Genomic DNA, 21,694 nt, shown 5'->3' with positions numbered 1-21,694 from the left:
GCAATGACCCCGTGGGGAGGGGAGAGCGATGGCCGAGACCGAAGCGGCGCTGCGGACGCTCGCGCACAACGTCAGGGCCGCCCGTACCCGCGCGGGGCTGTCCCTGGACGAGCTCGGCCGCCGCGCCAAGGTCAGCAAGGGCGCCCTGGTCGGGCTGGAGAAGGCCCAGGGGAACCCCAACTTCGCCACGCTGGTCCGTCTCGCCGACACCCTGGGCGTCTCGGTGTCCGCGCTGATGGAGGGACCGGCCGAAGGGCGGGTCCGGGTGGTGGCCGCCGATGCGGTCACGCCTTTGTGGGTGGGGGAGAAGGGCGGGGAGGCGCGGCTCATGCTGACCACCGCGGGGCCGGCCCCGGTCGAGGTCTGGCGCTGGACCCTGGAGCCGGGCGAGGAGTACCCGAGTCATCCGCATCAGGCTGGTGTCGTGGAGACCGTCAGTGTCACCGCGGGGCGGATGGTTCTCGTCGTCGACGGCACGGAACACACGGTGGAAGCCGGCCGGACGGCCACGTTCGACGCCGACGCCCCCCACACCTACCGCGGTTCGGGCGTCGGGACCTGTCACCTGATCATGACGGTCCACATCCCGCCCGGCCCCGGCTCCACGGCCTGAGCCCGTTCCGGCTGACGGACGCGTCGGAACGGGCTGACGGTGAAAACTGCCGAGCGCCATTCGCGGGTCGTGCGCCAGAATGCCCGGATGGAGACGGACGACGTGGCCGAAGCGGCCGGGCACCCCGACGACGGAGCCCGCCGGAGTGTGGCCGGTTCCTTCGCCGGGGCCGTCACCGGCACGCCGGACGGACCGGGCATCCGTGCTCTCATCGCGCTGACCCGCGACCGGGATCCGCAGGTCCGCGACGAGGCGACCTTCACGCTGGGCTTCCAGGCCGACGCCGACAGCCCCGCGATCCGGGACGCGCTCTGGGAGAGGACGACCGACGAAAGCGCGGAAGTCCGTGAGGAAGGCATCCGCGGCCTCGCCCGGCGACGCGACCCGCGCGCCGTCCCGCTGCTGGCGCACCTGCTGGCGGACCCCGAGGGCGCGCGGACCCTGACCTTCGCGGCGGCGCAGATCATGGGCGCCCCCGAGCTGATGCCGACTCTGCTGGAGTACGACCCCGACGACGTCGGCGTCACCGCCGCCCTCGACGCCTGCGACCCCGTGCGGAAGGCCCGGCTGGACGCCTTCGCCCGGGAACTGCTCCGCGCGCTGGACGAGATCCGCCCCGACCTGGACGCCTCGGTGTACATGGAGCGCTTCGCCCCCGGCACCCTTCTCGGCCTCGGCGCCTCGACAGGGGCGTCCTGCTACAGCGTGGAGGGGCTGCTGGAGAGGGCGGGCGGTGACCCCTCGTACGCCGCAGGCCTGGTCGCGTCCGACAACCCGAGGGACCCGGCGTAGAGGAGGCGGCCCGCCGCCCGGCGCGGCCTTGCGGTTCGTGCCGGGCGGCTTCCGCGGGGCCGGATCCGTCAGGCCGACGGCGTTCCCGCGATGTTGACCATCCACTGGACGCCGAACCGGTCCGTGCACATGCCGAAGGTGTCTCCCCACATCTGCTTCTCCAGCGGGACGGACACCTCGCCCCCGGCGGACAGCTTGGCCCAGTAGCCGCTCAGCTCCCCGGCGTCCTCGCCGCTCAGACTCACGGCGAAGTTGTTGCCCTCCCGGCGCTCCATCCCCGGCGGGACGTCGGCGCCCATGAGCGCGAAGCCGTTGGGGGCCTCCAGCGCGCCGTGCATGACCTTGTCCGCGAATCCGGGAGGCGCCTCGGAACCGAAGGAACCGAACTCGTGGATCGCCAGTTCACCGCCGAAGACCTCCTGGTAGAAGGTCAAGGCCTGCCTGGCGTCACCGGCGAAGCTGATGTAGGGGTTGAGGCGAGAGCCCACGGGAGATCCTTTCGTGACGGTTCGTCGGAAGTGCACCCTAGCCCCGGCGCGAGCACCGGCCGGGTATCCGGGCCCGACGGCGCGCACGGGACCGTGGACGGACCACTGCAACCATTTGAACTCCGGACATGTCTCCCCCAGTGAAATAGTCTGTCCCCTTCACCAGGAGCCTCTGGGGGCGTCATGCACCATCACTCATCCCGCGCAGCCCTAGTCGCCGGCGTCGTGCTCACCGCCGTCGGCGCCACGATCCCCGCCTCCGCGGTCACCCAGTCGAAGGCGGCCGCGTCGCCCACGACACCCGCGCGAGTCGTCAACGCCCGCTGGGGCGGCCACTGCACCTACGACCGGCTCGTCATCGACGTCCAGGGCGGCGCCCCGTCCGTCGCCGTGAGCCGGGTCAGCAGCCTTCACTACGATCCGTCCGGGAAGAAGGTCCCGCTCGCGGGCAAGTACTTCCTGGCCATCAGGCTGTCCCCCGCGGTCGCTCACAACAGCGCGGGCACGTCCGTCTACCACGGTCCCCGCCTGGTGAAGATCAACCTGACCAAGCTCAAGGGCCTGGCGCTGACCGGTGACTTCGAAGGAGTCGTCTCCTTCGGAACCGCCTTCCAGACCAAGCCCACGTACAAGGTCTCCAAGCTCCACAGCCCCGAGCGCGTGGTCGTGGACTTCAGCCACACCAACACCTGTCACTGATCCCGCGCCCGTAGCGCGGGAGCACCTACATGGCCGAGGCGCCCGGCGACTCCGGACAGGCCGTCACCGACCTGCACGGAGTCCCGGACGCCTCGGCCGTGCGCGCTCCCGTCCCTAGGGCGCGATCTCGAACCGGGGCGGCTGAAGACCCGCGAGGCAGGACTTGTCCGGCGCCGTCGGCGAGTCGAAGAACGACGTCGTGATCGACTGCGCGCAGGGCGATTCGGCGAAGGCCACGTGGGCGACGTAGGGGACCGTCACGGTGGTGGCGCGGCTCAGGGTGCGGGCCGCGTAGGGGCCGTTGCTCGGCGCCGTCTGCGCGTCGAACCCGCCCGACATGACGAGCGTCGGGATGTCGCTGCGGGTCACGTCACGCACCGACCGCGGTGACGCGGGGATGTCCCAGGCCCGGCAGTCGGCGTGCAGGAACGGCAGTTGCGGGGCGTTGGCGAGGACCGAGCGGGGGAACGAGGGGAACGCGCGGCGGCCTCCCCGGATCACGTCGGCCTCGGACTCGAACGGAGTCCACTCGCCGCAGAAGACGCCGAACGCGAGACCGTGGGCGACCCGCCCGACGGCCTGCGGGCTCAGTTTGCCGCCCGCCCACTGCTCGGCGACCCGCTGCGGATTGCCGTGGGCCAGTTCGTCGATCGACCGGGGCACTCCCGCCGCCACATGGGTCGCGGAGGTCAGCCAGGTCACCAGGACGCCGCCGTCGATCGTGACCTTCACCGGCCCGGACTGGCCGGGAACGGTGACCATGGTGGTCACCGGATGGGCTTCGAGCTTGCGCACGAGGCTCTCGAAGGTCCTCGACAGGTGCGGGTAGCGCCGGTTGCAGGCGGCCTCCTGGGCGCATGCCGCGAACAGGCCGTCAAAGCCCTCCCGCGCCGCCTTCCAGGTCACGGCGCCTCCGGCGATCGACGGCGGCAGGACGCCGTCGATGCCGACCGACCGGACCCCCTGCGGGTGGGTCCGCATGTAGGCCAGGGCCAGGTCGGTGCCGTACGAGATGCCGAAGACGTTCCACCGTCCGATGCCCAGCGCGAGGCGCAGGTCGGCGTAGTCGGCGGCGCTCTCGATGGTGTTGTAGGCGGCGAGGTCGGTGGTGCGCTGTGTCAGGCTCCGGCGGCAGGCACGCGTCGCCCGGACGTGCAGGCGCCCCGTGGAGGGCGCGTTGTAGACGAGCCCGAGTGCACGGGCGTTGAACTCGTCGATGTTCGGGCAGGTCAGCACCGGATCGGCCGAGTAGGTGCCGCGCTGCGACATGAAGATGACGTCCCGGTCGCGGTTCAGACCGCCGTCGACCGCCAGCTGCGCCTCGGACACGGCGTCGTCGCCGGGACCGCCGGCGAACCAGACGATCGGGTCGGGCTCGTGCCGGCGGGTGGCGGCGGACACGATGGCGACGGAGAGGGTGATCCTCCGTCCCCCGGGCCTGGAGCGGTTCTCCGGCACGGTGAGCGTGCCGCAGTGGGCCCCCTCCAGCGCGGGGATCGGGTCCGCGGTCCGCGGGCAGGGGCCGGGTACGAACCGGGAGTGACCGCCGGTACCGGCCGTCGTGCCCGGTGGCGCCGCGGTGTCGGGCACGGCTCCCGCCGGAGCCGCGGTGAGACCGGCGAGCAGGAGGCCCGCCGTGGCTCCGGCCAGGGCGGCGGGCAGCCCTCGCACGGACCGGTGGCGACGGGGCGGGCGGAGGGACGTCATGGAGTCTCCAGGGTGGGCGTGATCGTGAACGGCTTCGGCGCGAGGCCCGCCACGCAACCGGTGTCGGGCGCGTTCGGACGGGTGAGGAAGGAGGTCAGGACACTCGCGGCACACGGCGACTGGGGCACCACCCAGTGGCCGATCCCGGGGATCAGCACGGTGGTCGAGCGGAACAGGGTGCGTGCCGCGTACGCGCCCCAGCGCGCCCCCGTCTTGGCGTCGAAGGTGCCCGAGAGCACCAGCGCCGGCACGTTGCCGGCGGTCGTCAGGCGCTGAATCGGGGTGCGGTCCGGGACGTTCCAGACACGGCACACGTCCTGCTCGAACGGAAGCTGCGGTGCCTGCGCCAGGACGGAGTCGGGCCAGCCGGGGAAGGCCCGCCGACCGGCCGCCAGCAGGTCGGCCCGCGTGTGGCCCGGGACCCATTCGGCGCAGGCCACCGACTGGGTGAGACCGTGCGCGAACTCACCGATGACGGGCGTGGCCCCGGCGGCGCGGGCGCGCGCGAAGCGCTCCGGATTGCCGTGGGCGAGTTCGTCGAGCGCGGCGGGGACGTCGACGGCCGGGACGGCGTTGGCGACCAGCAGATTGACGAGCGCGCCCCCGTCGAGGACGACCTTGACCGGCTTCCCGCCGGACGGCGGCTGTGCCGTCACCGTCAGGGGACGGGCCTCCAGCCGTCGCACCTGTTGGGTCAGCGTGCGCGAGAGGTCCGGGTAGCGGTTCTCGCACCGGGGCTGGGCCGCGCAGGCCGCGAAGATGGTGTTGATCCCCTCCTGCGCGCTGTCCCAGGTCCACGGCAGGCTGACGATCCGGGGCGGTACGACGGAGTCGATCGCGACCGAGCGGATGCCCTGCGGGTGACGCCGCAGGTAGGTGAGGGCCAGATCGGTGCCGTACGAGTACCCGTAGACGTTCCACCGGCGGATGCCCAGCGCCCCGCGCAGATCGGCGAAGTCAGCGGCGTTCTCGGTGGTGTTGTAGGCGCTCAGGTCGACGCCGGAGGCCGTGAGGCGGGTGCGGCACTGCGCGGCGGCGCGCACCAGGCGGCGTCCGGTCGACGGTGCGTCGTAGCGCAGGCCCACGGCCTCCGCGTAGAAGCGGTCGATCTCCGGGCAGGCCAGATCGGGCCGGGAATGGAGTGTTCCGCGCTGCGCCATGACGATCAGTTCGCGGTCCTTGTTGACCCCCGCGCCGATCAGGAACGGCAGGTCGTCGATGGCGTCGGCCCCGGGACCGCCGGTCATGAACACCACGGGGTCCCCGGCGGGCTTCGCCGAGACGGCCGGGACGATCACGACGGTCAGCCGGACCTTGCGCCCGCCGGGGTGGGCGCGGTTCTCGGGAACCTCGAGGAACCCGCACCGGCCGGGGACCGGCTCCGCCGTCGCCGGACAGGGGCCGGGTACGAAGCGAGCGGGCGGTCCCGGGCGGGGCCCGCCGGCGGGGGCCGTCGCGGCGTGGCCGGGCGTCGGGGCCAGGACGCCGAGGAAGGCCATGCCCGCCGCGGCCACGGCGACCCTGGTACGTGCGGTGCGGGAGGCGCGCGCTCCGGAGCCGTTCGCCGGCCGCCCCGGGGCGGATCCGTCGCGGTCCCGGCGGGCGTCGTGCGCGCGGCGGCCACCGCCTTCGTTCTCCTGCTCCCGGCGGCCCGCGCCGCCGCCGTTACCGCTGCTGCCGTTCCGGCGATCGGAGGGCGGACAGCCCGTTCTGATGACCTGTCTTCTCATGTGATCCCGTCTCTCTGACAGCCCGCTCCGCCTGCGGCGGGCGGGCACCACGTGGGCCAGCCTGGGCGGGGGGATGGAGGTCCACCACTCATGGGCTCCACTCGGAGCAGTCCTTGATCACGGAAAGTCCGTCGGCGGACGGCTCGCCGAGACGGGGAAGGGGGTGGCGGGGAGACTGGGACCGAGCCCGCGGTGGATGCGGCCGCGGCCCGCGCCGGGTGGGTTCGGACCGCCCCGGGGGCCGGCCGACCCCGGGCCCGTCGGATCGATCCATGGAGGAGTGGGCCGTGAGGGAATTCCTGGTCGAGCTGACCACCGCGGTGCCCGACGGCACCGACCCGGCGGAGGTCGACGGGCGTCGCGCCGCCGAAGCCGTACGGGCCCGTGAACTCGCAGCCCAGGGACGCCTGTTCCGGCTGTGGCGTCCGGTCGGCGAGCTGCGCAGCATCGGCGTGTGGCGCGCCGAGGACGAGCCCGAACTGCGCGAGAAGGTCCTCGGGAGCCTGCCCCTGTGGCCGTGGATGACAGCGGTGATCACCCCGCTGGAGTCGCACCCCAACGATCCGGGCCGGACGGTCTGAGGCGGCCCGGTCGGTCCGAGCGGGCCTGGATGGTCTGAGGCGGCCCGGACAGTGCCTTGCGGGCGGCGGGGCCAGCGCCGCCGCGTGCGCGCCTCGCGGAGCGAACTGCCCTTCGGGCGTGGGTCGTTGACCGAGGACCCCGCTTCGGGGTGCGGTGTGCCACTTGCAAGGGGAACCGGTTCCGCTTACCGTGTCAAACGGAACTGGTTCCGCATAGGTGGTCGGGCTGCCCTGAAAGCGGCCCGGCCGGCACGGAGGGCGAAGGAACATGACGGGAACGACTGGACCGCTCCGGGACACGGTGGCGCTGGTCACCGGCGCGAGCAGCGGCATCGGCGCGGCGACGGCGCGGGCACTCGCGGCGGAAGGCGCCGCGGTGGCCCTGCTCGGGCGACGGCGTGAGCGCCTGGACGAGCTCGCCTTCGAACTGCGGGCCAAGGGCGCCACCGCGTTCGTGGCGGCGGCGGACATCACCGACCAGAGACAGGCGGCGGAGGCCGTCGAGAGCGTCGTCGCCGAACTGGGCCGGCTGGACACCGTCGTCAACAACGCCGGGACGATGGGGGTCGGCCCGGTGGCCGACTCCCCGCTCGACGAGTGGGAACGGATGATCGAGATCAACGTACGGGGTCTCCTGTACGTCACCCACGCCGCGGTGCCGCATCTGCTGCGGGCCGCGGAGAGCTCGCCCCGCCGGGTCGCGGACCTGGTCAACATCAGCTCCACCGCCGGCCGGGTCGCCCGGCCGGGGACGGCGGTCTACAACCTCACCAAGTTCGGCGTCAACGGCTTCACCGAGGCCCTGCGTCAGGAGGTCATGCGGCAACGGGTGCGGGTGAGCGTGGTGGAGCCCGGCACGGTGGACACCGAACTGAGCTCGCACCTTCGCGACGGCGCCCGTGAAGCGGTCGAGCGTCAGGTGGAGGGCCTGGAGTTGCTGCGTCCTGAGGACATCGCCGACGCCGTCTCGTACATCGTGACGCGGGACCGCCGGGTCGCCGTCAACGAGATCCTCGTACGGGCCGGAGACCAGACCTGGTGACGGCGACGGGCGGCCGCTGTCGGCGGGTTCCCGTCCCCGCGTCGGCGCGACCCTCCCCGCCGGACCCGGTCAGGGCTTCACGATGCCGTGCAGGAGCAGGTCGATGAGACGGGACGCCAGTTCGCGCCGTCCCTCCGCGCCCGCCATCAGACTGATCCCGCCGAGCGCCATGAGCACGTCCTCGGAGGTGATCTCCGGCCGGGCCGCCGACGGGCCGCCGGCCGGCGTGAGCAGGTGGTCGATGGCCCCGGCGAGCATCGCCCGCGTCTCCAGCTTCTCGTCGTCGTCGCTCAGGACCGCGCGCAGGGCGTCGGCCATGCCCTCCTTGGCGGCCATGAAGTCGATGAACCGCTCCATCCAGGCCCGCAGCGCGTCCGGGGGAGGCAGCTCGCCCGCGAGCCGCGGCGCCGCCTCGCACAGCCGCTCAACTTCCAGCCGGTAGATCGCCGCGACGAGCAGTTCCTTGGACGGGAACCGCCGGTAGAGCGTGCCCACGCCGACACCGGCCGACCGGGCGATGTCCTTGACCGAGGCGCCGGCGCCGTCCCGTTCGAACGCGGCGGCCGCCGCCTCCAGCAGCCGGTCCTCGTTGCGCCGCGCGTCGGCCCGCAGGGGTCTGCGGGGCCGCGTCGCAGCCGCCTCGTCGCCGGTCAATCCGACCTCCTGCACGCCGCCGCATCCGGAACTGGTTCCGTCTGCGAGGCTACGGCAGCGCTCCGCCTCCGCACCACCGGCCGCCCGCGCACCGGCAGCGTCGGGCGTTCCTACTTGAGGAGTTCGAGCAGGCGGTCCGCGACGATCGCCGCGGAGTGGGGGTTCTGCCCGGTGAGGAGGTTGCGGTCCTCGACCATGTGCGGCTCCCACATGGGGCCGCGGCTGAACTCGACGCCCACCTGGTCCTTCAGCTCGTCCTCCAGCAGCCACGGCGCCTTCGCGGCCAGACCGACGGCCTGCTCCTCGTCGTTGGTGAAACCCGTGGCGCGATATCCGGCGAACGGCGAGCTGCCCTGGATCCTCGTGGACAGCAGGGCGGCGGGCGCGTGGCACACGATGGCCAGCGGCCTGCCCGAGGCGAGCTGGGCCGTCAGCAGGCGGCCGGCGTCGGCGTCGTACGCCAGGTCCGACATCGGGCCGTGGCCCCCGGGGAGAAACACGGCGTCGTAGTCCTCCAGCCGGACGTCCGACAGCTTGAGCGGCCGGCGCAGGGTCTCGGCGGAGCGGATGATCTCCTCCAGCTCCAGCGCCGTCTCCTCGCCGCCGACCATGGAAGGGCGCAGGCTCATCATGTCGACGGTCGGCGTCACACCGCCCGGAGTCGCCGTCACGACCTCGTGGCCCGCCTCCGTGACCGACTTGTAGGGCATGGCGAACTCCTCGGCCCAGTAGCCGGTCGGGTACCGGGTGCCGTCCCTGAGCACCCAGTACGTCGCACCCGTCATGATGAACAGCACTTTCGCCATTGCTCCTCGCCTCCTCGACCCCGCTCGGTCCGCGCCGAACAGGGCCTGTCGTCACCGGTGTTGTTCAGGTGCAGGGGCCCGCCGGCCCGAGACGACCGAGACGCACCGCGCCGCCGTGGTGCCCGGGCAACCGTGGCCCCGGACCGCCGCCCGCGTGCGTCGCGCGGGCCGGGCGGTTCAGAATCCGCTGATCCGGGCCACGAAGTACCCGGCGACGATCACCGAGCCCACGACGATGAACGAGAGCCACAGATACGGGTGTTCCCAGATCCCGCCGTCGGGCCGCTCCTGGTGCGCTTCCGCGGTACAACCCTCGACGGGCGGTGTCTCACCGGGGGGTACGAGTGGATGTGTCATCTCTCCACGGTCCGTCCGAACGGCGGACGGCGCATCTTCGCACGCGCCCGCGTCCGCCGCGCGTCCGACGGGAGCGTCGCCGACGGGCCTCGTTCTCGGCCCTCTGCGCGAATCGTTGACATGACCCTGCCTTGTAGCTAGCTTCACGGACAGTTCTCGTCCGTGCCCCCAGGTGCTCGCGGCCCAGGGGCCGCGCCCCCGCGTACGCATCGCCGGACGCCTTGTCCCGACGATGCGACAACGTTGTCGAACCCGACTGCTGATCAAGTTCCGTCTCCCGCCAGGAAGACAACGTTGTCAATCAGTTTCGGCTCCCGCTCCCGAGCAGAGGAGAAACCCCCGTGATGACACGACTGTCGAGACCCCCGGGAAGGGCCGCGATCGGTTTACTCGCGGCGACGGCGCTGGCCACCGCCGGACTGTGCGCACCCGCCTGGGCCGCCGGAAAGGCCGCGCTGGTCACGTCCCCCGCCACCGTGGTCAACCCGTTCATCGGAACGTCGAACCAGGCCGACGACTTCCCCGGCGCCGACGTGCCGTTCGGCATGGTCCAGTGGAGCCCGGACACGCCGTCGCGCCCCGACGGCGGCGGCTACGAGTACAACGACTCGTCCATCACCGGCTTCAGCCTCACCCACATCGCCGGGCCCGGCTGCGGCGCGGCCGGTGACGTCCCGGTGCTTCCCACCGTCGGCGCCGTGAACACCGGGGCGACGGACGCGTTCTCGCACGCCAACGAGTCGGCGTCCGCGGGGTCGTACAAGGTCGCCCTCAACAACCAGGTGACCACCGAACTGACCACCACGACGCGCAGCGGCATGGCACGCTTCACGTTCCCGTCGAGCACCCAGTCCAACCTGATCTTCAAATTGACGGGAAGTCAGAACGGCGCCTCCTCGACACAGTTCACCAAGGTGTCGAGCACCGAAGTCAGCGGCCAGGTCACCAGCGGGCACTTCTGCGGCGCGGGGAACACCTACACCGTGTACTTCGACATGGTCTTCGACCAGCCGTTCGCCTCGCAGGGCACCTCGATCGCCAAGACGGCGGAGGCCGAGCCCGCGCAGCCGAAGACGGCGTCCAAGAACGCGGCCGAGAAGCCCAACAAGCCGGTGCTGCACGGCAAGATGCCCGCCGCCGCGGCGCCGAAGGCCACGAAGGACAGCGCCTCTCCGAACGCCGCCGCCTCGAACGGCTACGTCACCTTCAACACCACGGCCAACCCGGTGGTGCAGGCCAAGGTCGGCATCTCCTACGTCTCGGTGGCCAACGCGACGGCCAACCGGGCGGCGGAGAACACCGGGTGGGACTTCGACGCGACCCGCTCCGCCGCGCAGAACGCCTGGAACAGCGCGCTCGGCAAGGTGCAGATCGCCGGCGGTACGGCCGCGCAGCAGCAGACCTTCTACACCGCGCTCTACCACTCGCTGCTGCACCCGAACGTCATCAGCGACACCAACGGCCAGTACTACGGCTTCGACGGCAGGACCCACACCGTGGACTCCGGCCACCAGGCCGAGTACGCCAACTACTCCGGCTGGGACATCTACCGTTCGCAGGCCCAGCTGGAGGGCCTCGTCGCTCCCCAGGCCGCCTCGGACACCGCGCAGTCGATGGTCGACGACTACGCCCAGACCGGGATCTTCCCCAAGTGGTCCGAGAACAACGGCGAGTCGTACGTCATGGTGGGTGACCCGGCGGACGGCATCCTCGCCGACTACTACGCCTTCGGCGCCAGGAACTTCGACACGACGACCGCCCTCGCCGACATGGTGAAGCAGGCGAACACCGCCAACAACGACCGGCCGGGCCTCAACTACCTCAACTCGCCCGGCTACATGCCGCACGACGGCAGCTACGGCTGCTGCAACTTCTACGGTCCGGTGGCCACCACGCTGGAGTACAACACCGCCGACTTCGCGCTCTCGGCGATGGCCGGGGCGCTCGGCGACACCGCCGACCAGAAGACGTACGCCAACCGCGCCCAGGGCTGGCGCAACGTGCTCAACCCGGCCTCCGGCTTCGTCGAGCCCCGTAACGCCAACGGCTCCTGGACCGGCGGCTTCGATCCCACCAGCGGCACCGACATGGTCGAGGCCGACTCCTGGATCTACACCGGGATGATCCCGTTCAACATCGGCGGCCTGGCCCGCGCCAAGGGCGGCAACACGGCGATGAGCCACTACCTGGACACCGTGCTGCGCAGCTACACCGGAGACAAGGGCTACGCGTGGGTCGGCAACGAACCCAGCATCGAACTGCCCTGGGAGTACGACTACATCGGGCAGCCCTACAAGACGCAGGGGACCGTGCGGGCGATCCAGGACCAGATCTGGTCGAACACGCCCGCTGGGCTGGCCGACGGCAACGACGACCTCGGCGCGATGAGCGCGTGGTACGTGTGGTCGGCGCTCGGCATGTTCCCCGAGACCCCGGGCACCTCCGATCTCGCCCTGGGCTCACCCCTGTTCACCCAGGCCGTGGTCACCCTCCCGTCGGGCGGCACCCTGACGATCAACGGCAATGGCGCCGCCGACAACGCCCCCTACGTCCAGTCCGCGACCTGGAACGGCTCCGCCTGGAACAACGCCTACGCCCCGGCCTCGGCGATCACCTCGGGCGGCACGCTGAACTACACGCTCGGCACCGCCGCCAACACCTCCTGGGCGACGGCCGCGTCCGCGGCCCCGCCGTCCTACGCGGGTGACACGACGGCCCCCGCCCTGGCCCGGACGGGACCCGTCACCTCCGCGGTGGCGGCCAACCTGTGCGCCGACGTGGCGAGTTCCTCCACCACCGACGGCACCCACGTCCAGCTCTGGACCTGCAACAGCACGTACGCCCAGGACTGGACCGTCGCCGGCGACGGCACGATCCGCAGCCTCGGCAAGTGCCTGGACGTGGACCACAGCGGGACGGCCAACGGCACCCTGGTCCAGCTGTGGACGTGCAACGGCACCGGCGCCCAGCAGTGGACCACGGGCGCCGGCGGATCGCTGGTCAACCCCCAGTCGAAACTGTGCCTCGACGACCCCAACTCCACGACGACGACCGGCACCCAGCTCCAGATCTACACCTGCAACGGCTCGGCGGCGCAGAACTGGAAGCTGCCGAGCTGAATCACGGCGCCGGTCGGCGCGCACCACTGACCGGCCGGCGCACCGCGTTCCGTATGTCCCGGCCCCCGGCCGGGACATACGGCGTTGCCGCCGGGATCGGTGCGACGACCGGGCAGGCGCGCGAGCCCGGTCGTCTCAGGCGTGCGCGTGAACGTATTCCAGGGCGTCGAGGACGACCGAGCGCCGGTACCAGGCGTGCCAGTGGGCCAGATCGTCGGCCAGGGTCCGCAGGGCGGCGCGTTGGTCGTGGGTCGGCCCGGGGCCGGGCCGGGCGTGGTGGATCGTGACGGTGCCCTCGCACGCGCCGTCCGTGGAGACGGCGGGTATCGCGTAGAGCGCGCGGCTGCCCATGGCCGACGCGGCGCGGCCCTCGACCGTGGCCGTGAGGTCCGGGTCGGTCAGGACGTCCGCGACGAGCACCGGCTGTCCGAGCAGGCGGGCCCGGGCGCACGCGGCCGGTGGGCCGCAGACCTGTGCGACGTGATGCCGGTAGGCGGAGCCGAGGCCCGCGTGCGATTCCAGGACCAGGGAGTCGCCCAGAGCGGGGTCGACCAGGTGCACCTCGGCGCCGTCCGCGTCGGTGGCCGCCACGACGTCGCGGACCAGGACGCGCAGCACATGGTCCCGGTCGTGCGCCCGCTGGTCCGCGCCGTCGAGCAGGCGTGAGCGGGGCGGGGGAACGGCCGGCCGGCCGGGAAACCACGCGTCCGGGCGTGCCGTGGGGCGGGGGGCCGTCACGATGGCGGAGGCGAGGACCCGCAGGGGCACGTCGTGGCGTTCGGAGGCCTGGCGCAGCAGGTCGGCGGCATTCCGGACGTCGGCCGGCGCATAGCGTTCGAGGATGATCCCCTGCGCCATCCCGATGACGGCGTTCGTACGGGCTTCGGCGCGCCGGCCGAGGATGTCCTCCGGCCCTTCCCCGGGTGTGCCCGGCGCACCGCCGGGTCCGGGGAGTGCGGGGCCGGGAAGCGTGCCGCCCGAGGACGCGCTGCCGGGCAGTGTGGCCAGGGCGGCGTCCAGGGTGGCGCAGAGGAGCAGACCGTGGGCGGGAGCGATGGTGAAGATGTCCCGCGCGTGCGGCGCGGCGACGATCACCGGGACCGGGGTGTCGGACAGGTGACGCACATGGGTGTCCAGGACCTGGATGCCCGCAGCGCTGACCAGCCGCAGCCCTGTCAGATCGAGGACCAGGTGCCGGTCCGGGCGTGTGGTGCGGAGGCGTCCGGCCAGTTCGAGGCCGAGCGCTGCGGCTCCCTCGGTGTCGAGGACGCCGGACAGGCACAGTACGTCCACGCCGTCCCCGACGCGCCTCACCGTGAGCGTCGCGTTCTGCTCCCGGCGGCCGGTGCGCGGTGCGGCGGCTTCATCCTGAGACATGCGGCCTGTCCCCTCCGAGGCTTTCGACCGCTCCTGACCGTTCTTCCACCTTCCCGCGGACGGGGAGCATGGGCAAGGAGCGCCGCGGCCCCAACGGCCGGAAACGCCGAGACGTTCAAGTGGGATGATCCGTTGCGGAACGCCCGGCGGATGGGCGGGATCCTTCTTTTCACCTGATCGGGTGAGGGGCCAATCCGCCCGGCGCGCAGAACCGGATTCCCCATGTGAGGGATGAAGAGAAGGACCGGAGAGCACGGATCGGCGTGCCGCGTCTGGCGCTGGGTGCGCTGAGCGGGGCGCTGGCCGGCTTCGCCGCACTGGCGGTGGCCGAACTGGTGGCGGCGGCGGTGCGTCCGCAGGCCGGTCCGGTCGTCGCGGTGGGCGGCGCGTCCATCGACGCGACGCCCGCTCCGGTCAAGGACTGGGCGATCCGGCACTTCGGCACCGACGACAAGCTCGTACTGCAGCTCGGCATCCTCGCCGTGCTCGCGGTGCTGGCGCTGGTGTTGGGAGTGCTGGCGGTGCGGTTCCGGCGGGTCGGAGCCGCCGGGGTCCTTCTCTTCGGGGTCGTGGGCGCGGCGGCCGCCGTCGGCAGGCCCGACTCGACCGGCCTCGTCGACGCGCTGCCGTCCGTGGTGGGGGCCTGTGCCGGGGCTCTGCTCCTCTACGCGCTGGTGGGCCGTCTGACCGCGGTCGTTCGGACACCGGCGACCGCGCCCGGGTCCGTGCCGGAGGAAGCGGCAGAGGAAACGGGCGAGGGGCCGTCCGTGTCCGAGGGATGGGACCGGCGGGGATTCGTCCTGGCGGCCGCCTCGGCCGCGGCGGCCTCCGCCGTGGTGGGCGTGGCCGGCCGGTCGCTGAACGCCTCCCGTGGACAGGGCGCGATCGCCTCGCGCCGGACCGTCGTCCTGCCCAGCCCCCGGTCACCGGCGGCACCGGTGCCCAAGGGCGCAGGACTCCGTGTCCCCGGGATCAGTCCGTTCCTCACCCCCACCGGTGACTTCTACCGGGTGGACACCGCGCTGGTGGTGCCCAAGGTGGACGCCACGAGCTGGCGTCTGCGCGTCCACGGCAAGGGCGTACGCCGTCCGGCCACCTACTCCTTCGACGACCTGCTCCGCAGGGAACTGATCGAGCGGGACATCACCTTGACCTGCGTCTCCAACGAGGTCGGCGGCCCGTACGTGGGCAACGCCCGCTGGACCGGCGTGCGTCTGGCCGACCTGCTGGGCGAGTGCGGGGTGAAGCCGCCCTCCCGGGGAGGTCCGGCGGACCAGCTGGTGGCCCGTTCGGTGGACGGCATGACGATCGGCAGCCCGGTCGAGGACGTCATGGACGGCCGCGACGCGATGCTCGCCCTCGGCATGAACGGTGAGCCGCTGCCCTTCCAGCACGGCTTCCCGGTACGGATGGTGGTCCCGGGACTCTACGGGTACGTGTCGGCGTGCAAGTGGATCGAGGACATCGAGCTCACCACCTTCGATTCCTACGACCCGTACTGGGTCAAGCGCGGCTGGGCCCGCCGGGCCCCGATCAAGACCGAGTCGCGGATCGACACGCCCAAGCCGTTCGCCCGGCCCGGGTCCGGCACGGTGATGGTCGCCGGGGTCGCCTGGGCCCAGCACCGGGGCATCGACAAGGTCGAGGTCCGCGTCGACGACGGCCCCTGGCAGACGGCCCACCTCGCCGCCGAGGACACCCGCGACACCTGGCGCCAGTGGTCCTTTCCCTGGCGGGCCGTCAAGGGAGGCCACACCCTCACCGTCCGCGCGACCGACCGCGCCGGCACCGTACAGACCGACCGGCGCACCCGCACCATTCCCGACGGCGCCAGCGGCTGGCACTCCGTCGTCGTGAGCGTCGAATGACCGCTCCCGCCCCATGACCAGGGCCCCGTGCCCATCGAGCCATTTCGCTGTCACACCCCCGGACGCGGCCGCATCGTGCCGCGCCCACGAATCAGGAGAACAAGATGAACACGCGTATCCGTCGTACCACCGGTCTTCTCGCCGCTGCCGCAGTGCTGCCCCTGGTGATGACCGCCTGCTCCAGTGGGAGCAGTGATTCGGGCAAGGCCGACTCGGCCTCGACGACGGCCGGTTCGGCGGCCAAGAGCGGTGGTGACATGGGTGGTTCGAGTGCGAGCGCGAGTGCGAGCAGTATGGACCAGCCGTTCGGTCCTGGCTGTTCGTCGGTTCCCAAGGACGGTGCCGGTTCGTTCGACGGCATGGCCAAGGACCCGGTCGCGACCGCGGCCTCCAACAACCCGGCGCTGTCCACGCTGGTGACGGCGGTGAAGAAGGCGGGTCTGGTCGACACGCTCAACAACGCGCAGAACATCACGGTGTTCGCGCCGACGAACGACGCGTTCGCCAAGATCCCGAAGGCGACGCTGGACAAGGTCCTCAACGACAAGGCGCAGCTGACGAAGATCCTCACCTATCACGTGGTGGGCCAGAAGCTGACGCCGAAGGACCTGGAGAACGGCTCGTTCACCACGCTGGAGAAGTCGAAGCTCACGACCTCCGGTTCGGGCCAGTCGTACACGGTCAACGACTCCGCGAAGGTGGTCTGCGGCAACGTGAAGACCGCCAACGCCAACGTCTACATCATCGACACCGTCCTGATGCCCAAGAGCTGACACCTGCCCGGACCGAGGGCGTGCGCCGTGACGGGAGAGGTACCCGGGGCGCACGTCCCTCGGGCCCGGGCTCCCGCCCGCGCCCCTGCGGGTGTCGTGCTTGAGGTCCGCGGAGGCGTGCTTCAGGTCCGCGGAGGCGTCCGTGCCGCGCGCACGGCGGTGAGGGTCGCGTACACCACGACATTGCCGCGGTATCCGTCGTCACCGGCCGGGCCGCCGCAGGTGATCACGCGGAGTTCGGGCCGGCCGGAGCCGCCGTAGACCTTGGACCCGGGGAACCGGTGCTTGTCGTAGACCTCCACCGCGTCGACCGTGAAGACGGCGGTACGGCCGTCCGCGCGGCTGATCTCGACGGTCTCGCCCTTGGTGACGGCGCCGAGCCGGTAGAACACCCCGGGACTTCCGGCGCGCGTGTCCACGTGCCCGGTGGTCACGGCCGTGCCCCGCGAGCCGGGTGCCGTGCCTCCGCCGTACCAGCCGGCTACATGCGGGTCGCCCTCGGGCGGGGGCCGCAACGCGCCCGCCCTGTCCAAGCCGAGCCGGACCAGGGAGGCGTCGACACCGATCGCGGGGATACGGAGCCGGACGGGCTCGGAGCGGGGCAGCGGCGCGACGGCCGGGTGTGCCGCAGCGCCGGCGTGTCCCCCCGCGGGGGCGGAGAAGGCCTGGTCGGCCGACGGCTGCGGGGGCCGCCGGTCAACCATCGTGCCGAGCACCAGCAGAACGCCCGCCACCAGCGACAGGACCAGATAGGCGACCGGTGGGACGAACGTGCCCGGGGCCGTACCGGCCTTGTCCCTCTGGTCCTTCACGGTCGAGCCTCCTGCCTGGAGGGAGCCGGCGGGGTCCGTTCCCGCAGGGCGTGTACGGACCCCGGGCGGGCCGGGGTGACGGGAGCGGAGGGTCAGGACCGGGCGCCGGCCTGCGAGCGGCGGCGGATCCGGAACAGGGCCCCGGCCGCGGCCGCGGTGATCAGCGCACCGCCCGCGGCGACCTGGGTGTTGCTGTCCTCGGCGTCACCGAATCCGGCCTGGATCGCGCCGTTCGGCGACCGTTCGGCGATCTCGTAGGTGTCCGTCAGCTTGATCCGCGGCGGGCACTTCACGGTGACGGTGTCGATGCCGGACGCCCCCTCCTCCGGGATCCGGAACTCTCCCGCGAGGACCCCCTTGCGGTTGCCGCCGAACATGTTGAACTGACCCCCCACCGTCGACTGGCCCTTGCCGTACGTCACGTCCGGGCCGCAGGCCGTGGTGGTGACCCTGACCGTCGAACCCGGCAGGGCGTTGCCCGGGTTGATCCGCAGCTGCGTGTCGTCGGCGGCCGCGGCGGCCGGGCTCTGGAGGGCCATGAGCCCGAGGAGCAGTCCGACACCGACGCCAACGTGTGTGTTTCGCAAGGGAACCCTCCGGCAAGGCAGTGGCCGAACCGTCCGCTCGGCGCTCCTGTGATCTCCACCGACGAGAAAACCGACGCTCCGTCAGCTCCGCAACAGGAAGCGCGGGCGACGGAGGTCACCCGGGCGGCCGCAACCGCCCCCGACACGCCGGTGTTCGCCCAGGTCGAGGGAGTCGGACCGGTCCGGCTGACGGTCCGTCACGGGGCGGCGGATGGGCTAACGATCTTCATCCTGGACGGGCCGAAGCGCCGCCGAACGCCTACGGAGCGCTGAGCTCCGCGGCGCCGGGAGGGCGGTCGGCGAGGGTCGCGGTGTCGCCCGGTGCCGTGGAGGCGTGCGCCGGCAGGCGGCGTACGCCGGGGACGCAGAGGAGCGCGAGCGCGGCGGGGACCGCGACGACCGTCATGGCGTACAGCGTGGGCCGCACGCCCAGGGACGCGGACACCGGGCCGGCCAGCGCGAGCCCCAGCGGCATGAGACCCGTCGACAGGAGATAGTCGTACGAGCTGACCCGGGACAGGGCGTCCTCCGGGATGTGGGTCTGCAGCGCCGTTTCCCACGTGACGAAGAAGAGGGAGACCGCGACACCGGTGACCGCTTCGAGGGCCGCCGTCACGGCGACCGTCGCGCCCGACCCGATGATGACCGCCTGGCAGGAACCCACGGCGAGCGCCGCCGCGGCGAGCGCCATGGGGCGCCGGACCTTGAGCCGGTAGGCGCAGACGTCCCCGACGATCGACCCGATGCCGAAGCCCGCGGTCACGATCGACCAGCCGGCCGCGCCACCCCACTGCCGGTCGGCCAGGACCGGTCCCAGCACGAACACCGACGGCAGTACGACGACGTGGTAGACCGAGATCGCCACCATGCCGGACCACACCCACGAGCGGCCCCGCACCTGCGCCCAGCCGGCCCGCAGCTCCCTGAGGAAGCTTCCGCCCGAGGAGGGCGACGACGTCACGGGCGCCACGGCGCGGGGTGTCAGCCGGGCCAGGAACGCGGCACTGGCCGCGAAGGTCAGCGCGTCCACCGCCAGCGCGCCGCCAGGTCCCGCCAGGGCCACCATGCCTCCCGCCAGGACGGGGCCGGCCACCAGACTGGCCGACTGGACGAACCCGCGCAGCGCGTTCGCCTCCCGCAGCCGGTCGGCCCCGACGAGCAGGGGCATCAGCCCGGTTGCCGCCGGCATGAAGAACGCGTCGGCGGTGCCGAACACGATCATCAGCGGTACGAGATACCGGACCTCCGCGACGCCGGTCAGCAGCAGGACCGCGGCGAGCCCCTGCACCACGAACCGCACCAGGTCCGACGCCAGCATGATGCGGTGCCGCGGGAAACGGTCCGCCCACACCCCGCCCACCAGGGCGAACAGCAGCATGGGCACGAGCCCGGCGGCGGCCAGCAGCCCCACGTCGGAGGCGGACCCGCCCACGGAGAGCACGGCGAAGGGCACGGCCACGAACGACACACGGTCGCCGAGCACCGACAGGGACTGCCCGATGAACAGACGGGCGAACTGGGGCTCGTCACGCAGCACACCAGGAACCAGAGACTTCACGAAACGACCGATCAGGGGCGAGGACACGAACAGCGGGCGCCCGATGGTACGCAGCGCCCCCCTCGCGGGTCACCTGGATTCCGCCGGTCCTGGCCGGTCAGGGGTCCGCGCCGTCCCCGAGCGCGGCTCCGATCGCGTGACGGGTCAGCGACGGGCCCGGCGGTACGCGATCAGCAGCCCCAGCAGGATGCCGACGAGGAGCGTGACGGTCAGCACGATCCACAGGGGGAGGGTGACCTTCGGGATCCACAGCCTGATGGTCACGGAGCCGGTGTTCGCGGCGATGAACCAGATCGTCAGGGCTGCGAGCACGAAGAATCCGATGCTGCGTAGCCGGTAGTCCCGCCCCTTGACCGTCACGGTGGACGGCCCGTGTGCCTTCGCGGTCTTCTGGGCCATGTAGCCAGTATCCGGCCGTTCACCCGGGCGGGCTACTCGATGAGCCGCTCCGGGCGGCCGTCGGACGCGCCGCACCGGCCCGGTCCCGGTTCAGGCCACGGCTTCGTCCAGGGCGATGCCGAGTTCGCCCGCGACGGTGGTCAGGGCCGCACCGAGGGGGAGCGCGACCCGGGTCACGGCGTGCCGGTCGCCCCTGGTCGCGTCGCGGTTGACGATCAGCACCGGCTTTCCGGCGTCGGCCGCCTGGCGGACGAACCGCAGTCCGGACATCACCGTCAGGGACGAGCCGAGGACCAGCAGGGAAGTCGCCTCACGCACCAGCCGACGGCAGTGCTCGACGCGTGCCGGCGGGACGGACTCGCCGAAGAAGACCACGTCCGGCTTGAGGATGCCGCCGCAGACCGTGCACGGGACCACGTGGAAGTCCCCGACCTGCTCGTCGGTGAGGTCGGCGTCACCGTCCGGATTGACGGCGGCGGCCACCGGCGCGAAGCCGGGATTGGCCTCCTCCAGCTGCCGGGCGAGTTCGCGGCGCGGGGTGCGGGCGCCGCAGGAGAGGCAGACGACCCGTTCCAGGCTGCCGTGGAGCTCCACGACGTCCTGACTGCCCACGGCCTGGTGCAGTCCGTCGACGTTCTGCGTGATGACTCCCGAGAGCAGACCGTGGCGCCCGAAGGCGGCCACGGCCCGGTGTCCGTCGTTGGGGCGGGCGCGGCCGAACGTCCGCCAGCCGAGGTGGCTGCGGGCCCAGTAGCGCCGCCGTGCCTGGGCGGTCGCGGTGAAGTCCTGGTAGGTCATCGGTGTGTGCCGGCGCAGGCTGCCGCCCTCGCCCCGGTAGTCGGGGATGCCCGACTCCGTGGAGATGCCGGCGCCGCTCAGCACCAGGACGCCCCCGGTGCTCAGGGCGGAGGCGACCGGTTCCAGATCCGTGGTGCCCGGCGGCAGCTCCCCGGAGGGGATCCAGCTCAGTGTGGGGCGCATGCGCATGCGTCCAGGGTACGGATACGGCGCCGGCGTCGTCCTCGTGCTCACGACGGGCCCGTACGACCCGTCCGCCCCGGCGCCTCAGCCCGCGTCCGTGCGCCGCAGCCGTGCGGAGAGATGGTGATGCAGGGGGTGGCCGACCGCCGCGAGGTCGTGGAGGAAGCCGAGGGTGTCGGTGTCCGTCCAGGTGTACCGGCGGCGGGTGGCGGTGACCTCCTTGGCCGTGGGCGTCAGCGCCACCTGCGAGGTGGTCAGCTCCGCCGTACCGGCGTCCGCCCGGCCGACCAGGATCTCCGCGACGCCGGTCGGCTGGGTGATCAGCGCCTCCACCCGGCCGTCGGCCTGCATCCGCCACCAGCCGCTCTCCCGGGCGGACGGGCGCAGCGGAGCGCCGTCGGCGTCCAGCAGCCAGGCGCGCGCCTCGTAGTGGAGGAACGGCCGGCCGTCGTGGCTGAACGTGACCTCCTGCGCGTAGACGAACTCCTCGTCGAGTGTCGGATAGCCTCCGCGGCCCTGACCCGCCCAGGTGCCGAGGAGCCCGGTCACCGGCGCGAGCAGCGGGTGCGGTGCGGGCGTCGCGTCCGCCCGGAGGGCGTCGGGGTACGGGTGCTTCCCGGCGGGGTCGACCATCAATTCCACTCCTGCGTCGAGGCCAGTGCCGTCCGGAAGCCTAGGGCCTGTCCGGCCAGGCGCGTCGTCGCCGGGCAGACGCGCCTGGCCGGACAGGTGCTGGTGGCACCCCACCGCC

21 protein-coding genes are annotated in these 21,694 nt (G+C 72.3%); 8 read left to right on the top strand and 13 right to left on the bottom strand.

What is annotated here, in order from left to right:
- Window positions 1-28 precede the first annotated feature (28 nt).
- Both ACFWI4_RS28400 and ACFWI4_RS28395 read left to right on the top strand, forming a co-directional pair.
- Window positions 29-613 carry a helix-turn-helix domain-containing protein gene (locus tag ACFWI4_RS28400; protein WP_387201650.1) on the top strand — a complete coding sequence of 195 codons (585 nt, stop codon included), beginning with the start codon at window positions 29-31 and terminating at the stop codon, window positions 611-613.
- An 87-nt stretch (window positions 614-700) separates the two neighbouring features.
- Complete coding sequence (locus ACFWI4_RS28395) at window positions 701-1,405, top strand: HEAT repeat domain-containing protein (protein ID WP_387201647.1); 705 nt, start codon at window positions 701-703, stop codon at window positions 1,403-1,405.
- A 68-nt stretch (window positions 1,406-1,473) separates the two neighbouring features.
- Here ACFWI4_RS28395 and ACFWI4_RS28390 read toward each other — a convergent pair whose 3' ends face one another.
- On the bottom strand, window positions 1,474-1,893 hold the full coding sequence (locus ACFWI4_RS28390; RefSeq protein WP_385393380.1) for a VOC family protein: 420 nt from the start codon (window positions 1,891-1,893) through the stop codon (window positions 1,474-1,476).
- Between the two features lie 183 nt (window positions 1,894-2,076).
- On the opposite strand from ACFWI4_RS28390, the gene ACFWI4_RS28385 reads away from it, so the two are divergent.
- Entirely contained in the window at window positions 2,077-2,592 is a 516-nt protein-coding gene (locus ACFWI4_RS28385; protein WP_385393382.1) for a hypothetical protein, read from the top strand.
- Between the two features lie 114 nt (window positions 2,593-2,706).
- On the opposite strand, the gene ACFWI4_RS28380 is transcribed toward ACFWI4_RS28385, so the two are convergent.
- Entirely contained in the window at window positions 2,707-4,299 is a 1,593-nt protein-coding gene (locus tag ACFWI4_RS28380) for an alpha/beta fold hydrolase (protein ID WP_387201644.1), read from the bottom strand.
- On the bottom strand, window positions 4,296-6,029 hold the full coding sequence (locus ACFWI4_RS28375) for an alpha/beta fold hydrolase (protein WP_387201640.1): 1,734 nt from the start codon (window positions 6,027-6,029) through the stop codon (window positions 4,296-4,298). The genes ACFWI4_RS28380 and ACFWI4_RS28375 overlap by 4 nt, the downstream gene beginning before the upstream one ends.
- 287 nt (window positions 6,030-6,316) lie before the next feature.
- Between ACFWI4_RS28375 and ACFWI4_RS28370 the strand changes: the two genes are divergently transcribed.
- Both ACFWI4_RS28370 and ACFWI4_RS28365 read left to right on the top strand, forming a co-directional pair.
- Window positions 6,317-6,610, top strand: coding sequence for a muconolactone Delta-isomerase family protein (locus ACFWI4_RS28370; RefSeq protein ID WP_387201637.1), 294 nt, complete (start codon window positions 6,317-6,319; stop codon window positions 6,608-6,610).
- A gap of 268 nt (window positions 6,611-6,878) precedes the next feature.
- Window positions 6,879-7,652, top strand: coding sequence for an SDR family NAD(P)-dependent oxidoreductase (locus ACFWI4_RS28365; protein ID WP_387201634.1), 774 nt, complete (start codon window positions 6,879-6,881; stop codon window positions 7,650-7,652).
- A 69-nt stretch (window positions 7,653-7,721) separates the two neighbouring features.
- Here ACFWI4_RS28365 and ACFWI4_RS28360 read toward each other — a convergent pair whose 3' ends face one another.
- From ACFWI4_RS28360 to ACFWI4_RS28350, 3 genes are all read right to left on the bottom strand, one after another.
- A complete protein-coding gene (locus tag ACFWI4_RS28360; protein WP_387201631.1) occupies window positions 7,722-8,306 on the bottom strand; it encodes a TetR/AcrR family transcriptional regulator in 585 nt (194 codons plus the stop codon).
- 110 nt (window positions 8,307-8,416) lie between these two features.
- A complete protein-coding gene (locus ACFWI4_RS28355; RefSeq protein ID WP_387201628.1) occupies window positions 8,417-9,112 on the bottom strand; it encodes a type 1 glutamine amidotransferase domain-containing protein in 696 nt (231 codons plus the stop codon).
- Between the two features lie 177 nt (window positions 9,113-9,289).
- Window positions 9,290-9,469: a DUF6480 family protein gene (locus ACFWI4_RS28350; protein ID WP_387201625.1), complete on the bottom strand. Its 180-nt coding sequence runs from the start codon at window positions 9,467-9,469 to the stop codon at window positions 9,290-9,292.
- Between the two features lie 344 nt (window positions 9,470-9,813).
- On the opposite strand from ACFWI4_RS28350, the gene ACFWI4_RS28345 reads away from it, so the two are divergent.
- Window positions 9,814-12,588, top strand: coding sequence for a lectin (locus tag ACFWI4_RS28345; RefSeq protein WP_387201622.1), 2,775 nt, complete (start codon window positions 9,814-9,816; stop codon window positions 12,586-12,588).
- A gap of 135 nt (window positions 12,589-12,723) precedes the next feature.
- On the opposite strand, the gene ACFWI4_RS28340 is transcribed toward ACFWI4_RS28345, so the two are convergent.
- Window positions 12,724-13,965 (bottom strand): hypothetical protein, encoded by a 1,242-nt coding sequence (locus tag ACFWI4_RS28340; RefSeq protein WP_387201619.1) that lies wholly within the window; start codon window positions 13,963-13,965, stop codon window positions 12,724-12,726.
- Between the two features lie 263 nt (window positions 13,966-14,228).
- On the opposite strand from ACFWI4_RS28340, the gene ACFWI4_RS28335 reads away from it, so the two are divergent.
- Together ACFWI4_RS28335 and ACFWI4_RS28330 are read left to right on the top strand one after the other, a co-directional pair.
- Window positions 14,229-15,833 (top strand): molybdopterin-dependent oxidoreductase, encoded by a 1,605-nt coding sequence (locus tag ACFWI4_RS28335; RefSeq protein WP_387201616.1) that lies wholly within the window; start codon window positions 14,229-14,231, stop codon window positions 15,831-15,833.
- 104 nt (window positions 15,834-15,937) lie between these two features.
- Window positions 15,938-16,606: a fasciclin domain-containing protein gene (locus ACFWI4_RS28330; protein ID WP_387191930.1), complete on the top strand. Its 669-nt coding sequence runs from the start codon at window positions 15,938-15,940 to the stop codon at window positions 16,604-16,606.
- Between the two features lie 122 nt (window positions 16,607-16,728).
- On the opposite strand, the gene ACFWI4_RS28325 is transcribed toward ACFWI4_RS28330, so the two are convergent.
- The 6 genes from ACFWI4_RS28325 to ACFWI4_RS28300 form a co-directional block, all read right to left on the bottom strand.
- Window positions 16,729-17,310 carry a class F sortase gene (locus ACFWI4_RS28325; protein ID WP_387201770.1) on the bottom strand — a complete coding sequence of 194 codons (582 nt, stop codon included), beginning with the start codon at window positions 17,308-17,310 and terminating at the stop codon, window positions 16,729-16,731.
- Between the two features lie 200 nt (window positions 17,311-17,510).
- The gene (locus ACFWI4_RS28320; RefSeq protein WP_387201613.1) at window positions 17,511-18,005 is read right to left on the bottom strand and encodes a sortase; all 495 of its coding nucleotides are present in this window, start codon (window positions 18,003-18,005) and stop codon (window positions 17,511-17,513) included.
- A gap of 259 nt (window positions 18,006-18,264) precedes the next feature.
- Window positions 18,265-19,563 carry an MFS transporter gene (locus ACFWI4_RS28315; protein WP_387201610.1) on the bottom strand — a complete coding sequence of 433 codons (1,299 nt, stop codon included), beginning with the start codon at window positions 19,561-19,563 and terminating at the stop codon, window positions 18,265-18,267.
- Between the two features lie 144 nt (window positions 19,564-19,707).
- Window positions 19,708-19,962, bottom strand: coding sequence for a lipopolysaccharide assembly protein LapA domain-containing protein (locus tag ACFWI4_RS28310; RefSeq protein WP_385393418.1), 255 nt, complete (start codon window positions 19,960-19,962; stop codon window positions 19,708-19,710).
- A 90-nt stretch (window positions 19,963-20,052) separates the two neighbouring features.
- On the bottom strand, window positions 20,053-20,949 hold the full coding sequence (locus ACFWI4_RS28305) for an NAD-dependent protein deacetylase (protein WP_387201607.1): 897 nt from the start codon (window positions 20,947-20,949) through the stop codon (window positions 20,053-20,055).
- A gap of 78 nt (window positions 20,950-21,027) precedes the next feature.
- Window positions 21,028-21,576: an FABP family protein gene (locus ACFWI4_RS28300; protein ID WP_387201604.1), complete on the bottom strand. Its 549-nt coding sequence runs from the start codon at window positions 21,574-21,576 to the stop codon at window positions 21,028-21,030.
- Window positions 21,577-21,694 lie beyond the last annotated feature (118 nt).

Source organism: Streptomyces sp. NPDC127038 (assembly GCF_042725875.1).
Taxonomy (GTDB): Bacteria; Actinomycetota; Actinomycetes; order Streptomycetales; family Streptomycetaceae; genus Streptomyces.
Note: the sequence above shows the minus strand (reverse complement) of the source record. Positions and strands in the feature narration are given on the sequence as shown.

What these genes read in the sequence shown, in the direction of transcription:
- ACFWI4_RS28400 (WP_387201650.1), top strand. Translation starts at nt 29, where the DNA reads ATGGCCGAGACCGAAGCGGCGCTGCGGACGCTCGCGCACAACGTCAGG.
- ACFWI4_RS28395 (WP_387201647.1), top strand. Translation starts at nt 701, where the DNA reads ATGGAGACGGACGACGTGGCCGAAGCGGCCGGGCACCCCGACGACGGA.
- ACFWI4_RS28385 (WP_385393382.1), top strand. Translation starts at nt 2,077, where the DNA reads ATGCACCATCACTCATCCCGCGCAGCCCTAGTCGCCGGCGTCGTGCTC.
- ACFWI4_RS28380 (WP_387201644.1), bottom strand. Translation starts at nt 4,299, where the DNA reads ATGACGTCCCTCCGCCCGCCCCGTCGCCACCGGTCCGTGCGAGGGCTG.
- ACFWI4_RS28375 (WP_387201640.1), bottom strand. Translation starts at nt 6,029, where the DNA reads ATGAGAAGACAGGTCATCAGAACGGGCTGTCCGCCCTCCGATCGCCGG.
- ACFWI4_RS28365 (WP_387201634.1), top strand. Translation starts at nt 6,879, where the DNA reads ATGACGGGAACGACTGGACCGCTCCGGGACACGGTGGCGCTGGTCACC.
- ACFWI4_RS28355 (WP_387201628.1), bottom strand. Translation starts at nt 9,112, where the DNA reads ATGGCGAAAGTGCTGTTCATCATGACGGGTGCGACGTACTGGGTGCTC.
- ACFWI4_RS28350 (WP_387201625.1), bottom strand. Translation starts at nt 9,469, where the DNA reads ATGACACATCCACTCGTACCCCCCGGTGAGACACCGCCCGTCGAGGGT.
- ACFWI4_RS28345 (WP_387201622.1), top strand. Translation starts at nt 9,814, where the DNA reads ATGACACGACTGTCGAGACCCCCGGGAAGGGCCGCGATCGGTTTACTC.
- ACFWI4_RS28340 (WP_387201619.1), bottom strand. Translation starts at nt 13,965, where the DNA reads ATGTCTCAGGATGAAGCCGCCGCACCGCGCACCGGCCGCCGGGAGCAG.
- ACFWI4_RS28330 (WP_387191930.1), top strand. Translation starts at nt 15,938, where the DNA reads ATGAACACGCGTATCCGTCGTACCACCGGTCTTCTCGCCGCTGCCGCA.
- ACFWI4_RS28325 (WP_387201770.1), bottom strand. Translation starts at nt 17,310, where the DNA reads ATGGTTGACCGGCGGCCCCCGCAGCCGTCGGCCGACCAGGCCTTCTCC.
- ACFWI4_RS28310 (WP_385393418.1), bottom strand. Translation starts at nt 19,962, where the DNA reads ATGGCCCAGAAGACCGCGAAGGCACACGGGCCGTCCACCGTGACGGTC.
- ACFWI4_RS28305 (WP_387201607.1), bottom strand. Translation starts at nt 20,949, where the DNA reads ATGCGCATGCGCCCCACACTGAGCTGGATCCCCTCCGGGGAGCTGCCG.
- ACFWI4_RS28300 (WP_387201604.1), bottom strand. Translation starts at nt 21,576, where the DNA reads ATGGTCGACCCCGCCGGGAAGCACCCGTACCCCGACGCCCTCCGGGCG.